The organism is Candidatus Babela massiliensis, from assembly GCF_000513475.1.
GTDB lineage: Bacteria > Babelota > Babeliae > Babelales > Babelaceae > Babela > Babela massiliensis.
The window spans coordinates 59150-74383 of record NC_023003.1; the positions used below are offsets into that span (position 1 = coordinate 59150).

General features: G+C 27.4%; 13 protein-coding genes. 8 read left to right on the top strand and 5 right to left on the bottom strand.

Features of this window, described 5'->3' with window-relative positions; genetic code table 11:
- The first annotated feature begins 35 nt into the window (after positions 1-35).
- The 4 genes from BABL1_RS00295 (at position 36) to BABL1_RS00310 (ending at position 2787) form a co-directional block, all read left to right on the top strand.
- On the top strand, positions 36-359 hold the full coding sequence (locus BABL1_RS00295; RefSeq protein ID WP_146617257.1) for a hypothetical protein: 324 nt from the start codon (positions 36-38) through the stop codon (positions 357-359).
- 117 nt (positions 360-476) lie between these two features.
- Positions 477-923: a 50S ribosomal protein L9 gene (gene rplI, locus BABL1_RS00300; protein ID WP_023790981.1), complete on the top strand. Its 447-nt coding sequence runs from the start codon at positions 477-479 to the stop codon at positions 921-923.
- A gap of 11 nt (positions 924-934) precedes the next feature.
- On the top strand, positions 935-2293 hold the full coding sequence (dnaB, locus tag BABL1_RS00305; protein ID WP_023790983.1) for a replicative DNA helicase: 1359 nt from the start codon (positions 935-937) through the stop codon (positions 2291-2293).
- Positions 2294-2307: 14 nt separating this feature from the next.
- On the top strand, positions 2308-2787 hold the full coding sequence (locus BABL1_RS00310) for a crossover junction endodeoxyribonuclease RuvC (protein ID WP_023790985.1): 480 nt from the start codon (positions 2308-2310) through the stop codon (positions 2785-2787).
- Positions 2788-3355: 568 nt separating this feature from the next.
- Here BABL1_RS00310 and recF read toward each other — a convergent pair.
- On the bottom strand, positions 3356-4504 hold the full coding sequence (gene recF / locus BABL1_RS00315) for a DNA replication/repair protein RecF (RefSeq protein WP_023790986.1): 1149 nt from the start codon (positions 4502-4504) through the stop codon (positions 3356-3358).
- A gap of 11 nt (positions 4505-4515) precedes the next feature.
- Positions 4516-5637, bottom strand: a complete 1122-nt coding sequence (gene dnaN / locus BABL1_RS00320) for a DNA polymerase III subunit beta (RefSeq protein WP_023790988.1) — start codon at positions 5635-5637, stop codon at positions 4516-4518.
- A gap of 274 nt (positions 5638-5911) precedes the next feature.
- Here dnaN and BABL1_RS00325 point away from each other — a divergent pair, with 274 nt between their 5' ends.
- From BABL1_RS00325 to BABL1_RS00335, 3 genes are all read left to right on the top strand, one after another.
- The gene (locus BABL1_RS00325) at positions 5912-8221 is read left to right on the top strand and encodes an ankyrin repeat domain-containing protein (RefSeq protein ID WP_023790990.1); all 2310 of its coding nucleotides are present in this window, start codon (positions 5912-5914) and stop codon (positions 8219-8221) included.
- Between the two features lie 141 nt (positions 8222-8362).
- The gene (locus BABL1_RS00330) at positions 8363-9598 is read left to right on the top strand and encodes an ankyrin repeat domain-containing protein (RefSeq protein WP_023790992.1); all 1236 of its coding nucleotides are present in this window, start codon (positions 8363-8365) and stop codon (positions 9596-9598) included.
- Positions 9599-9636: 38 nt separating this feature from the next.
- Complete coding sequence (locus tag BABL1_RS00335) at positions 9637-11379, top strand: ankyrin repeat domain-containing protein (RefSeq protein WP_023790994.1); 1743 nt, start codon at positions 9637-9639, stop codon at positions 11377-11379.
- Between the two features lie 135 nt (positions 11380-11514).
- Here the strand turns inward: BABL1_RS00335 and BABL1_RS00340 are convergent, their stop codons facing one another.
- From BABL1_RS00340 to dcd, 3 genes are read right to left on the bottom strand one after another with little or no spacing between them, the layout of a single operon-like run.
- Positions 11515-12306 carry a site-specific integrase gene (locus BABL1_RS00340; RefSeq protein ID WP_023790996.1) on the bottom strand — a complete coding sequence of 264 codons (792 nt, stop codon included), beginning with the start codon at positions 12304-12306 and terminating at the stop codon, positions 11515-11517.
- 17 nt (positions 12307-12323) lie between these two features.
- Positions 12324-13748, bottom strand: a complete 1425-nt coding sequence (gene proS / locus BABL1_RS00345) for a proline--tRNA ligase (RefSeq protein ID WP_023790998.1) — start codon at positions 13746-13748, stop codon at positions 12324-12326.
- A gap of 19 nt (positions 13749-13767) precedes the next feature.
- The gene (gene dcd / locus BABL1_RS00350) at positions 13768-14340 is read right to left on the bottom strand and encodes a dCTP deaminase (protein ID WP_023791000.1); all 573 of its coding nucleotides are present in this window, start codon (positions 14338-14340) and stop codon (positions 13768-13770) included.
- 189 nt (positions 14341-14529) lie between these two features.
- Here dcd and BABL1_RS00355 point away from each other — a divergent pair, with 189 nt between their 5' ends.
- Positions 14530-15114, top strand: coding sequence for an ankyrin repeat domain-containing protein (locus tag BABL1_RS00355; protein ID WP_023791002.1), 585 nt, complete (start codon positions 14530-14532; stop codon positions 15112-15114).
- The last annotated feature ends 120 nt before the right edge of the window (positions 15115-15234 follow it).

The following is a 15234-nucleotide window of genomic DNA, read 5'->3' on the forward strand; positions in this document are numbered from 1 at the left end:
TTTTTTTAATTTTCGATCAAAACAGATTTATAAATTTGACTATTTCAAGATTAGTAAAAGCTAAGGCTAATTATTATGAACTTGAAGGTTGGCTTTACTATGCAATTAGTTTTTATAAAACTAATTTTAATTCTATAAATTTACCTTATAGTAATAAATTATATCATGAAAAAGATTTAAATAGTTATATTATTTTAGAAATTTATGATGATTTAAATGATAAAGAAAAACTTATTATTAAAGTTTCTAGATATATAAATAGTCTATTTAAGGATCAAATGGTTTGTGACTTGAAGAGTATAAAAAATAAATTTGAGATTCAAAATATATTTTTGAATGATAAAAATTGCAATTTGTAACTTTGTTTAATTTTTTCTATATTATTTAGAATAAAGTTATAGTATAGGTATTTATAAATTGCTAATTATATGTCATAATTAATAAGCAAATTATTAATTATTATTCAGGAGGCATGAATGAAAGTATTTTTACTTAAAGATATAGAAAAAGTTGGAATGGCTGGAGAAATAGTAAAAGTTTCAGAAGGTTTTGCTCGTAATTATTTAATTGCTGCTAAATTAGCGGTTGAAGTTACTGATAAGAATGTCAAAGCTTTTTCAAATAGACTTAAGGTAATTGAAAAAAGACAAGAAGTTATTGAATCTAAGAGTTCTATGCTTGCGGAAAAGGTAAAAAACACAGAGATTATAGTTAAGCGTAAGACTCATGATGATGGTAAGTTATATGGATCTATAAGTGCAAGCGAATTGGTAGATCTATTAGCTCTTAAAGGTATTAATGTATCTAAAAATCAAGTTGAGCTTGATAAGGCTATAAAATCTAAAGGTAACTATGATGTAACTGTAAAGTTATCATCAAAACTAAAGCCTGCATTTAAGTTAAAAGTTGTTGAAGAAAAATAAGGTAAATTTATATGCAAAAGAAAATTTTGCAAGATCGAGCTTCAGCTATTGCTGAGAAAATGCTTGGGCGAACTTTACCATGTAGTATAGAGGCAGAGAGATCTGTTTTAGGCTCGCTGTTGCTTTATGATGGACAGTTTCAATTAATATCAGAGTTTTTGATCTCTAATGATTTTTATTTGCCTTCAAACAAAATTATTTATGAAGCAATGACCGAGCTTGCAAAAAGAAATCAACGTATTGATTTGATAACTTTGCAGGATGAGCTTGAAAAGACTGGTAAGTTAAATGAAATAGGAGGAGTGGTATATCTTCTATCTTTGCAGGAAGATATACCTGCTATAGGTCTTATTGAGCAACATGCAAGGCTTATAAAAGAAAAAGCTGTATTAAGAGATTTAATATCTTCTGCTACTCAAATTATATCTAATTGTTATTCTCAAAATGATAAAGATATAGATGCTGTTCTTGATGATGCTGAGCGTGTAATTTTTAATATATCTCAAAAAAGAGTTCAGCAAAGTTTTGTTCAATTAAATATCTGGCTGAAAAAGACATTTAAACATTTATCAGACATTAGATCTCATAAGGGGTTGACTGGGATTCCTACCGGGTATAAAAAATTAAACGATATGACTTCAGGATTTCAGAATGGAGATTTTGTAGTATTAGCCGCACGACCTTCTATGGGTAAAACCGCTTTGGCATTAAGTTTTGCCAGAAATGCATTTGTAAGTGATTTAAGTGTTGGTTTTTTTTCTTTAGAAATGTCTGCTGAGCAGTTAATTTTACGTCTCTTGTCATCTGAATCTGGTGTTTCGCATCATAAAATTAGAAATGCTATGGTTAATTCTGATGAATGGATTTCTTTGACGCATGTTGCTGCTAAATTGGCCAATTCTAAATTGTTTATTGATGATACTGCTATGCAAAGTATAATGGATATAAGAACTAAGGCGCGTAAACTTAAGATGGAACATGGTTTAAATTTTTTGGTAATCGATTATTTGCAGCTAATTCATGGGCAGCAGAAATACGAAAATAGGCATCAAGAAGTTTCTGCTATATCACGTTCATTAAAAGCTCTAGCTAAAGAGCTTAATATACCAATAGTTGCTTTGTCCCAGTTGTCAAGAGCGGTTGATAGTAGAGTGGATAAGCGCCCTATGTTATCTGATTTAAGAGAATCAGGAGCAATAGAGCAAGATGCTGATGTTATCTTGTTTTTATATAGAGATAAAGTCTATAATCCTGATACAGAAGATCCTAATATGGCAGAGCTTATTATAGGAAAGCAAAGAAATGGGCCTACTGGCATTGTGTATTTAAATTATCAGAATGATCTTACTTTATTTCAAGATCCCGAGTAATTAGAGAGATTAAGGTGCGAGTAATAGGAATAGATTTAGGATTTGTAACCACAGGTTTTAGTATTGTTGAAAAACGAGAAGGTAAGATTTTTTTACTTGACTCCGGGTTGCTTTCTATGTCTTCTTCTCAGTCTGTATCTTATCGTATTGGTTGCTTTTATGATTTTTTTGATCAAAAGTTAATCGAAGGACAAATTCAAGTTATATCTTTAGAGACGCCTTTTTTAGGTAAGAATGTTCAATCATTTTTAAAGTTAGGATATTTAAGAGGATTATTATACTTGCTTGCTAATAAGCATAATCTTGATATTTTAGAATTTTCGCCTCGAGAGGTTAAATTATCTATTACTGGTTTTGGCGGAGCAGAGAAAGATCAAATAGCGCGTGTTCTTATGCGCCTTTTTCCGGGTCTTCAGATGCCTAAGAAGTTGGATTTGACTGATGCTATGGCTGTTTCATTATGTGGTCTTTGGAACAGTTCTTTTAAAAAATAATATCTTTTATATCTTTTTTATTATATTATTATGACGCATAATTTTTATTAATATTTATATATAATTATGTGAGTGAGGGTGGGTTGTCCTAAAAGTATCTTTATACGAAACCCACCCTCACTCTAATTTTGCAATTAATTATATCTTTATTTTGAAGGATTTGATTCTTGATAAAGTTTGTTATATATGCTTAAGTTTTTAACTTTATAAGATTGAATTATATAATATCAAATTTAAGAATAATTTCTGATTGGCTGGTCTGATAAATTGAGTTTTAATGAGGAGTAGAAGTTCAAACATTATATGAAATATATAAAAAAAACCATCGCATTGAAGAAATCAATGCGATGGAAAAAAGGAGAGTAGTAATGAAGCCTAATTAAATTAATATAAGTAATATTAAATACTTATATTAATAGTATGGACGAAATTGAAAAAAAGTCAAATTATTTTTTAAAAAATAAGTATATAGAAGGGGTTTTTTCGAATTCTTGTTACCCATAGTAAATAATAATTGCCAATCTAAGATGAAAATAAAGATAATTTGAGGAGTAAAAACTCCAATACTTCAGAGGTCAAGTTCGATATATTGACAAGATAAATTTTTATTATTAAGTGTATTATCTATAAAAGAGCGACCCGGAGATGTAACAAAAGTCTGAGAAGCAATAGTAGGAATAAATGAAAGTATGGCATTAAATTTCTCAGAATCAAAATCTGAAAAAAAATCATCGATTAAAAGTATAGTGTTTTTTGCGTTATCCTTATTTTTATTAGATAAGGAAATCTGAGCTAATTTTAAAAGCATTAAAATCATCTTTTGCTGTCCACGCGAGGAGAAAGTACGAGAATATTTGTCTTGAAAAATAATCTTAAAATCGTCAAGATGTGTGCCAAAAAGGGTCTTTTTCCTATTAAGTTCATCTTGAAGTATTGAAGGATATAACTCAATAAATTCTTGAAAATTTTGTGCATGAGCAATAAGAGAATAAGGTTGAGCGTATTGATATTTAATATCTAGATTGCAACTAACTTCTCTTGAATTGTCAGATAGATTGATAGTATCAAAGATTATTTTAGCTTGTTTGCCTATATTTTCAAGAGCTTGAATGCGCAGTTTTTGAATAGTCTTAGAAAGATCGAACAACTTTTCAGACCAAAGATTATAAGATTCTTTATCGAATTTAGAAAACAGCAAAGCATTTCTATTTTCCAATACTCTTTTATATTTAGAAATTAAAGAGATATAACTTGAATCATTGAACATGATAGTCTGATCTATAAAATTTCTTCTTAAAAGTGGTCCATCTTGAATTAATTTCAAATCATCAGCAGTAACGGTTACAACTTTAAAAATATTATAAATATCTTTAAATGAAGAGATCGGTTTTTGATTCAATTTAACGATACGCTTTAGGTTATTTAAAGTAAAAACTATTTGAAGATTATCAGTATCGGTATGATTATCAATAAAAGAAGAAACATGAGAAATGCTAGTACCAATAGAAAAATATTCTGCGTCAAAAAGAGCTAATTCAACTGGTAAATGAGTGCGAAAAGAGCGCAAGTAAGATGAATAATGAAGGGCCTCTAATATAGAGCTCTTACCGCTACCATTAGGCCCTGTAATAAAAATAATGTCATTTTCAATCCCAAAAGTAAAAGTTTGAGAATCAAAACATCTAAAATTCTTTAATTTAAGAGAAGTTACTTTCACGACTACAATAATTAGTTAATAGAAGGTGAAACTGGCATTACCAAGTAAGTTATCCTATTTTGATCATTCTCATGTTCAAAAATTATAGGACTTAAACTACTTTTTAGATAAAACTGAATTTGCTCATTATTAAAGGCTTGAAGGCCATTTAAGAGATATGGAGCAAAAAACTTAATATCTACTTTTAAAGGTAAAGCTTGAGTAAGCGAAATCTGCTCATCAAGTGAACCTACCTCTTTGTTATTAATAGCAACTTTTAAAAGTTTATCTTCAAAGTAAAAAGAAGTTGGAACAAATTGTCCTGATAATAAACAGGCCGAGCGCTTTAAAGTCTTCAAAAACATTGATCTATCAATTGAAGCTGGGTAGAATGTAGATTTATCCAAAATTGTTTGATAGTGTGGAAATTGATCGGCAAGTAATTTAGTAAAAAAGTTAAATAATTCACCTGAAAAAACAAGTTGATTAGAACAGATTCCAAGAAATATATTTTTATCTTGTGAAGTTTCTAAAATCTTTTTAAGTTCATAAACGGCCCGTCTTGGTAAAAGCCAAGATTTGTTTCCTTGATATTTGGTATTAAAAGAACATATTTGAGCAAGTGAATGTCCATCTGTTGTAGTCATAAAAAGTGAATTATCTTTTATTTCTAAAAATAAACCATTTAAAGCAGGATTAGCATTATTTTGCGGAATTAAAAATACTACACTTTCAAGCATGCTTAAAAGAACGTTAGCATCAAGATGCATAAGATTTTCTATTCTTTCAGGAAAAGCAGGAAACTCTTCAGCTTCTTTAATATTTAAAGAAAGGCTAAATGAGCTAGATTGTAAATTAAGTTGTTGCTTTGTTAATGAACAGTAAATAGGGCCTTGCAGTTCTTTTACTACATCAAAAATTCTTCTTCCTGGAACTAAAAAGGATTCAGGTTCTCCAAAAGAACTTTCAATTAAAGAACAACTAGATTGTAGACTAATTTCTAAATCAGTACTTTTAAGTATGAGTTCTTTGTGACCAACTTGAAAAAGTATAGAAGAAGTGGCATCAATTGCAGTACGCTTCGAGCAAATTGGTTGCATAGAAGAAAGTAAACTTAAAAGAGACTTTTGATCGATAGTAAATTTTTTTTCCATGATATTATTCAGAAGTATTAAAGTTTAAAATTTTAAAATATTTATAATAAATATTATTATATAGTATACCAAAATAAAAAAATTATGGAAAACAAATTAAACTAATTATGAAAGTAGATTATTGAAATGTACAAAAACAAAGCACATTATTTTCTAAATATCATATTAATAGTTGAAACTTTGCTTTTAACACAAAATTCAATTTTGTCGATAAGTTTAATTAATGTCAAGAAACTTTAAAAAGAGATTTTAGTTTAATAAGAAGTTTTTAAATATGAATAATATAAAAAAGATATTAAATGTAATTTTATTATGTTGCTGTTTATTTAATTTATCTATATCTATGCATAATAAGATATCAAAAGAAAGCTACGTTTCAGAAATAAATATAACAGATATGCCTGAAAATGTTATTCAAGCAGTCTTAATTGAATGTTTCAAAACTATAACTAATCAACATGATAATGTATTTCAACCATTTCAAGGGTATAAAAGATTTTTATGCCAAATCAGTTTGGTTAATAGATACTTTAAAGTATTAATTGATTTGGTATTAAAAGAAGAAACTTATAAAAATATCGTAGCTCAACATTTTTCTTATAAAGAGCTTTTATTAAATTCTGAAGATAGAAATTTTCAATTAAAAGAAATACTAAAATCAAAATTAGAGTTAGAGGAACAAGCAGCTAGGCTAATAATATCAGGTGCTAATATTAATTTTGATATAGATTCATTAAATAGATTATCTCCTTTAATGAGAGTAATAATTACAGGTAATTTTAAAAACTTAGTTGATTTGTTAATAATTTATAATAAAGATCTTAATTTTCAAGATTCAAAAGGTTTAACAGCTTTAATGCATGCTGTTCGTCTTAATAAAAGAGATATAGTTAAGAAATTGATAAAGAATCAGGCAGACGTTAATATTTTAAACAATAAAGGCAAAAGTGCTTTAGCAATTGCTTTAAGCAAATTTGATGTAGATGTTAATATTGTTAGAGATTTGATTAAAAGTGGTTCAAATGTAAATTTATACGATTTTGTAAAATATTTAATAATCAAGCATAAAGAACAAAGTTCTATATATCCCTTGTATGACATGTTTACTAAAAAAGCAGAATTAATCATAAAAAACCTACCGAATTTCAATTACACAGACTGTAATGGAAATACGCCCTTAATGATTTCATATTTATATGGACATATCAAGATATTTAAACTTTTACTTTTGTATGGAGCAAATCTAGAAGTAAAAAATATTTATGGTCAAACGATTAAATATTTAGCAATTGCATATAATAATAGATATATCTTAAATATGATCGAATCATATTATGATATAAAAGAAAGATTGATGTTCATAATCAAAAATAGCTGCATATTTGATTGTTGGGATAGAACAAATCATTTTATACTTAGCGCGGTAAATTTTCAAAACATTTATTTCAATAGTAAAGACCTAATCTTATTATCAAGGGAAATTGCAAAGGAAGTTTTTTCTTTTGATAAGATTGATTTACCTAAAGATATGCTTAACAATTATCTTAAAAATATTATTATGAATACTGATATTTATAATAAGGCTGAGGAAGAAGCAGCCAGTCTAATAATAGCAGGAGCTGATCCTTTAATATGTATTGATAAAAATATTGTTCATTATCCAAATTTAATTAATTTGGTAATTGAGCATATAATAGTTCAAAATGAAATTATCAGTCCACTTGAAAATATAGATAAAATTATAAATCTGTTCAAAAGCAATCAGTATTTAAGTCAACATTTAAGAATGAAAGCAGAAAAGATAGCTAAAGAATATTTTGCGTCTGACTTAATAAGCTTAACCCCCACAGAATTAAGAAATAAGGTAAAAGATTTTAATAAAAATGTTACTGAAGAACAAATAGCAAAAGTGATAATACTAGGTGCGTTCAATAAGCATTTAATATTATTTATGATTGCCAGAACAGGTCGTTTTGAAAACTTAATTAGGCTTTTGGCTCAATATCAAATAGATCTTAATTGCAGAAATAATCTAAGAAAAAATGCTTTAGAAATAGCCATTGAGAATAATCAGATTACTATTGTTAAAGAACTTTTGAAATTTGGAGCTGATCCTAATAGTTTCAATCATAGAGGTGGAACTCTATTAATGTTAGCAATTATATATAAAAAAAATGATATTGTAAGAATTCTTCTAGATTTTGGAGCAAATATAAACTACTTGTATAGTTATGGAACATGTGTGTTATTAAGTTGTGTATACGCAGGTTATATAGATACTTTAAAGTTTTTAATAAAAAGAGGAGCGGATATAGAGTTAAAAGATCAATGTAATAATAACTGTCTAATGAATATACTCAATAATTATGATTCCCCTTGGTTATTTGATTTAGAATTAAAAGAAACAAACCAATTAAAGAAAGACATTTTAATATGTATAGTTAAGATATTTCTTGATAATAATATTAATCTTAACATAAAAAACAATCAAAATAAAACAGCGCGAGATATAGCTCTAGAAAAAGGACTTAATGAGGTAATAGAGCTGATTGATGATAAGACAGTTGGTGATTTTTTATACTAATTTTTACAACATAAGGGCAACTTGAAAATTTTATTTGTATGTGTATAATTATTATAGGAATTAATATTTTACATTACTAAATAAATTAATTTACCAGATATAAATAAAATGATTGAATTTTTGCTAGTTAAAGAGATGTAAATGAAAATCAAAATTTTAAACCTATATATATTAATATGTATATTAATTGGTATATTTATACCAATAGCATCAATGGAAATGGAATTAGAAGGTTCCTTAAAACGAAAAAGAGAAGAAAGTCAAAAAAGAGTTAATAAAAAAATAAAACAAGTTCAAGATCTTCCTAATCTTCCTATTGAGATAAAACTTTATATTATCAATCTAGCTATACAGAATATAGTTGAGGCTAACTTTCATTTAGATCCACTAAAAGGGGTTAATAATTTTATAGGTCAAATTAGGCTTGTAAATGGAGAATTTAATAGTCTTTATAATGAGCTTATAAATAATGCTAAGAAAAAAGCAAAAGATTATTTTGCCAAAGAATATGATAAATGGGATCAAAATGAATTAAATAATAGACTCAATTATCTTTTGACTTATTATTATCAACAAACTCTTATTGCTAAAAGTCTAATTAATATGGCCAATAGCAATATTCCTATAGCCAATATAGGATATCTTTTAGGCTTAAATTGGACATATGAGGAGCAGATGGAAGCTTTAAGACATAATTCTGAAGGAAATTTTGGTCCATTAATAGAGATAGAAATTGCAAAACTGGTAATAGCAGGTGCTAATCCTAATATTAGTTTGGTTCTTAATAATTCTACAGAAATTATATCTCCCTTGGCTTTAATTGCTAAAACGTCAATGTTTACTAATTTAATTAAAATACTTGTAACATACGGAGCTAATATTGATTTTCAAGATGAAAATGGCGAAACTCCATTAATGCATGCTGCAAGGAATGGCAAGAAAGAAATTGTAAATATTTTAATTTCTTTAAAAGCAGATGTTAATATTTTAGACAATCAAGGGTTTACTGCATTAACTAACACGTTAGTTTGCAATAATAATTTAGATATAGCTAATATACTAATTTCCCATGGAGCTGATGTTAATATTGTTAAAGAGGGATTTCCATCTACTTTGATTGTAGTAGCAGACAGTGAAGATAATTTATACAATCAAGTCGAATTTTTACTTAATCATGGAGCTAATATCGATTTTCAAGATGTCGATGGCAATACTGCATTAATATATGCAGTTCAACAGAATTTAGAAGACATAGTTAGGCTACTTATTGCTTATAATGCAGATCCTAATCTAACCAATGAAGAGGGCCTAAGTGCTATAGACTTTGCTTTAAATAACCAAAATATAATAAATATTATCGAAAATATAATACAGTGAAATTTAAAATTTTTATATTGTTAATAATCGGAGTTTCTGTGCCAATATTATCTATGGAGCAAAATTGTCACAAAAGAAAGAGGATTGAAGAATCAGAAGATATTGAAAGAAATATAGAGCCACGTCTTGAGTTATCAGAATTATTAGAATTACCTGCTGAAATTAAAGTAAATATTCTATTTCAAGGTATATTAAGTATAATTCAGCATAATGCTTCTAAAAAAGATGGGATTTTTAAACCGTTTGATGGTATTAAAGAATTTCTAGATGCTTCCTCTTTAATTAATAAAGAATTTGCAGCGCTCAAAAGAGAATCTAAAGATACATTATTAAATGGTGCCAAAAAAGTTGCAAAACAGATTTTTGCTTCTGGATTTCTTAATAGCGCTCAAGAAGAATTAGATAATCAGCTTAAGGAAATTTTAGAAAGCGAATATAGTCAAGAAAATGAAATCAAGTTAGCTCAATTAATTATTGCTGGAGCTAATGTTAATTTGAATATTATTCTTGATATCAATGAAGGAAAAAATCATAAGACTTGTCCTTTAATAGAGATTATTAAAAGTGATCACTATTATTGTTTAATTGATTTATTGATATTGTATGGCGCTGATGTTAATTTTAAAGATACTGATGATTATACTGCTATACGGCATGTAATTGAGCTTGAAAGAGATGAAACTATTATAGAAAAATTAATAGAAAGTAAAGCAGAGATTAATGACGATACTCTAGAATCAGCAATTTTTAAAGAAAGTTTAAGTGTAGATACTTTAGAAAGGATTCTAGAAACCGAAATAAGTAATGATAGAATTAATAAAATGTTTATCAAACTACTTAAAGAAGCTATAGAAATCGAAGAAGATAATTATTTAGAAAAGTTAGAACTGTTAATCGAATATGGAGCTGATATTGATATTAAAGATGAAGAGGATACACCAAGTTTGCATATACCTCTTTGGTTTAGTAATGAATTTGAATATAGAAAAGAAGATATTATCAAGCTGTTACTTAAGTATGGCGCTAATATAGATGCTAGAGATAATGTTAATCTTACTATAAGAGATATAGCTTTAGAAAATAATGATACTGATTTAATAGACTTATTGGATGAATATATCAAAATTGAAGAGCATTTAAATCATATAATTCAGTGCAATGATATACTTGCGGCTTTAATCAATTCTTATCAATTTATAAATTCTTACAAATTTAACAATTTTAATAAAGAATCTTTAATAAAGATAGCCAAAAGGTTGATGAAACTTCATTTTGCTCAAGAAGAAAGCAAGTTAACAAAATTACAGCTAAATCAGGAACTTAATAAACAGTTAGAGGACTACACTAATAATTATGTACAAATTATCAAACTAGTTCTTGCAGGAGCAAAATCTAATATTTTAAATTTAACTATAATTCCTAAATGTTTATCTGATTATTATTTATTAACATATTATTATGGTAACTACTTTACTGCTCAAGAAAAAATCTGTTTTCTTATAAGCGCAGTAAAAAGAGGCGATAGAGATATGACAAAAATATTACTAGATAATGGTGCTGATATTGAATGTCGCGATGCTTATGATAGAACACCTCTATTAATGGCAATAGATCAATGTGATATTGACTTAGTAAAATTGTTACTAGAAAATAAAGCTAATTATAACGCAAGTCAAGGACGTAAACGTAGTGATCGAGGACAGACTGCTCTGATGAAAGCTTATAACCTTAAACGAAAAGATATAGTACGTCTATTATTAGATTACAAAGCAAGTTTTTAATAAATTAACCTCTAATTAAGACTTAGTTTTACTAACAGTTGTATAAGTAGAAAAAGAATTTTAAATATACAAAGCAGATAAATAAGAAAGGTTTAAGTGCTATAGATTTTGCTTTAGAAAGATAAATGTAATTGGTTAAGATCGTGGATGGGATTTTTTATAATCTTTTATAATGTCATCCACTAAAGAACTATTGCCTTGATTTAAATTAAGAGATTTAGTTTTATTAATTAGTTTATAATTACTAGTAAATGAATTTTTAATAGATAAAGCAGCTTGATAAGATAGCCTAAAAATCTTTTGCAAACCAAAATCATTATTATTTTTAAGATAAGTATTAAACATCAACTTTATGTCTTCTAAGTTGTTTTTTATCCGAAATTTTCTTTTTAATTTGCAATTTAAATTATTTTTACTTTTATTTATTGATAATTTTATATAATCAAAATTAATATATATATCGTTTTTCTCTAGTTTAATCAAAGTTTTTGCAGGAATATTTAATACAGTAGTTAGATAGAATATTAAGAAATTTCTTAGTTCTAAAGAACTTATCTTTTGATTTCTAAATTTTAAAATAAATTTACTAATTACGAAATCTTGAAATTTGCTATCAAATTGAGGCTCATAAATTCTACCATGAAAATTTATAGAATAATTTTTCAGTAAAAATAAGGCAAAAGATTTAATAGAAAAGTACTTTCTCTTAATGGTACTAGAACTTAGATTTTTGATTTTTAAAAAGTTTATAAACTCTGAGAAATCTTTTTTAGATAAATTATTAATATTACTTTTATTAACAAAACCTAAAAATTGTTCTGTATCTTTTAAATAAAGAGAAAGAGTAATTGGTGAATATCTTTGAGTATCTTTTAAAAAGATATTAAATTTTTTTAAGATTTCTTCGATATTTTCTTTAATAACCATTACTCAATCTCTATTAACTAATAAGATTTAGCAACTAATATATCATTATGACTATCTAAGTCACAATTAAAACATTTTTTAAATTCTTTATCTTCAAGGACACATCTTATTGTCCCTTTTGCTTGTTTTACTAGATTTTCACATTCTTCACGTTTACACCATCCTGTTTGATAAAATCCGCCTGTATTTTCCAAATCTGAAACGAATTCAGAAAGTTTAGCTTTTTTAAACCAAAGACGATTACGTTTCTCAAGTGCTCTATTGAACATTTCTCTTTGAATAAACTCTAATCTAGCTTTAATGGTATTGATTATATTATCAAGGTCTACTGATTCTTTATTAGAAGATAATCTATCTACAATTATTGCAGAATTATTCTCAATATCACGAGCGCCAATTTCAATTCTTAAAGGGACACCTTTTAGTTCCCATCTATAAAATTTAGCACCTGGACTTGCTTGATTATCATCATCAACTATAACTCTGATATCTAAATCTTTAAGATTTTGAGAGATTTTATTTGCAGTTTCTATTACTGCTTGTGAAGTCTCTTTATTTTTAATAATAGGAACTATAACAACTTGAGTTGGAGAAATCTTTGGAGGTAATATTAGACCTTTTTGATCTCCATGTACCATAACAATAGCACCTATTAGTCTAGTAGTTATACCCCAACTGGTTAAATATGGATAAGCCAATTTGCCTTCTTTATCCTGAAATACTATTTCAAATGATTTAGCAAAATTTTGAGAAAGTAAGTGAGAAGTCCCCATTTGAAGAGCTTTTCCATCTTGCATTAATGATTCTACAGTCAAAGTAATATCAGCACCTGCAAAACGTTCACTATCAGGTTTTTTAGCAGCAACTACTGGTATTGCTAGATAATTTTCTATTAAATCCTTATACTCATTAAGCATTAAATTAGCTTCTTCTTGAGCTTCTTGATAAGTAGCATGTGCTGTATGGCCTTCTTGCCATAGAAATTCAGTTGTTCTTAAAAATGGCCTTGTTCTCAATTCCCAACGAACTACGTTTGCCCAATGATTTATCTTTAAAGGTAAATCTCTCCAAGACTTTATCCATTTAGAGAACATGTAGTGTATAATAGTTTCTGATGTAGGTCTTATTACTAAAGGTTCTTCAAGTGGTTTTGACCCAGCAATAGTAACAACAGCAACTTCAGGAGCAAAACCTTCAATATGTTTTTCTTCTCTTTTTAGAAAAGATTCAGGTATCAATAAGGGAAATGAAGCATTTTGATGACCTGTTTTTTTAATTTTTTTATCTAAAATATCTCTAATATTTTCCCAAATAGCATAACCATAAGGCCTGATTACTATACATCCTCTTACTGGTGATAGATCTGCTAATTCAGAAGCATAGACTATTTCTTGGTACCATTGAGGAAAATCTAATTTAATATCCGGCAATTTATTATTCATACTTTTCTCGTTTTGTTAATTAAACTAAAGGTAAAGTTATTCCTGTTTGTTTCATATATTTACCTTTACGGTCTGCATAAGATATTTGACAAGGTTCTTGAGCCTGAAAGAAAAGAACTTGTGCAATACCTTCATTTGCATAAATCTTTGCAGGTAAAGGAGTAGTATTTGAAATTTCTAAAGTTACATAACCTTCCCATTCAGGTTCAAAAGGGGTAACATTAACTATAATACCACAACGAGCATAAGTAGACTTACCTAAACAGATAGTTAAAACATCTCTTGGTATCTTAAAATGCTCTATACTGCGCGCAAGAGCAAAAGAATTTGGAGGTACAATGCAAACATCGGTGGTCACTGAGACAAAAGAGTTATCTTGAAAGTTCTTTGGATCTACAACGGCATTTAAAACATTAGTAAAAATTTTAAACTCATTTGATACACGTATATCATATCCATAGCTTGATAAACCATAACTAATTATGTTTTTGTCAGAATTTTCAATTTGTTTTACCTGAGAATCCACAAATGGCTCTATCATTTTATGTTCAATTGCCATTTGGCGTATCCATTTGTCACACTTTATACTCATAAGTCCCCTAAAATACAATACTTATATACAATAGTTTTAAAATAAATTATAACTTTTATTCAAAATAAGTCGAGTTTGGTATATAAGTTTTCTCATGAGAAAACTTATAGTATAATATATTTAGATTAAAAATAAACTAATGCTTATTAAAAACTGAGACTAAACTATAATTATAAAGGCCATAAAAAAATGAAAATTAAAATAGTAATGCTCATCTTAAGTCTTACCTTAAGTAACATATTTTCTATGCAAAAAGATGAACAAGAAAGTGAGTTGATAGAAGCCGCTTTTAACAATTCTATAGAAGTTATAGAACGTCTATTAAAGCAAGGTGTGGATGTTAATGAAAAAAATAAATCTGGCAATACAGCACTAATGATAGCAGCTGCAAATGGCAATACAGAAATACTAGGAATGCTTATTTATATGGCAAAAGCTAACGTTAATATTCAAGATTGTTATGGAAATACTCCTTTGATGTGGGCAGTTGTAAAGGGATATACAGAAATAGTTAATATCCTTATTAATGCAAATGCTGATGTTAATATTCAAAATCATGAGGGAAGGACTGCTTTAATATATGCAGTGGGAGAAGAGAATAAAGATATAGTAAAAATTTTGGTTAAAGCTAATGCTGATCTAAATATTAAGGATCATAAAGACAAAACTGCTTTAATATACGCTAAGGAAAGAAATAGAGAAGATATAGCAAATTTTTTAATACTTACCACTCTTGCAAAAATAGTTGAATGTTTAGGGGGAACCACACTGTAATTTAATCTTAAAATTTGAAAAATATTTTCGAATAAAAAATCTCTTTAAAATTGGTCTTTATTTAAAAGACCAATTTTAATTTTGAAGATTAGAAGGTTTGCGTATTTTAAATCTTTTATA

Excerpts from the sequence above, each read along its gene's own strand:
- dnaB (WP_023790983.1), top strand. The coding sequence starts at position 935 with ATGCAAAAGAAAATTTTGCAAGATCGAGCTTCAGCTATTGCTGAGAAA.
- dnaN (WP_023790988.1), bottom strand. The coding sequence starts at position 5,637 with ATGGAAAAAAAATTTACTATCGATCAAAAGTCTCTTTTAAGTTTACTT.
- BABL1_RS00355 (WP_023791002.1), top strand. The coding sequence starts at position 14,530 with ATGAAAATTAAAATAGTAATGCTCATCTTAAGTCTTACCTTAAGTAAC.
- proS (WP_023790998.1), bottom strand. The coding sequence starts at position 13,748 with ATGAATAATAAATTGCCGGATATTAAATTAGATTTTCCTCAATGGTAC.
- BABL1_RS00325 (WP_023790990.1), top strand. The coding sequence starts at position 5,912 with ATGAATAATATAAAAAAGATATTAAATGTAATTTTATTATGTTGCTGT.
- rplI (WP_023790981.1), top strand. The coding sequence starts at position 477 with ATGAAAGTATTTTTACTTAAAGATATAGAAAAAGTTGGAATGGCTGGA.
- BABL1_RS00340 (WP_023790996.1), bottom strand. The coding sequence starts at position 12,306 with ATGGTTATTAAAGAAAATATCGAAGAAATCTTAAAAAAATTTAATATC.
- BABL1_RS00330 (WP_023790992.1), top strand. The coding sequence starts at position 8,363 with ATGAAAATCAAAATTTTAAACCTATATATATTAATATGTATATTAATT.
- dcd (WP_023791000.1), bottom strand. The coding sequence starts at position 14,340 with ATGAGTATAAAGTGTGACAAATGGATACGCCAAATGGCAATTGAACAT.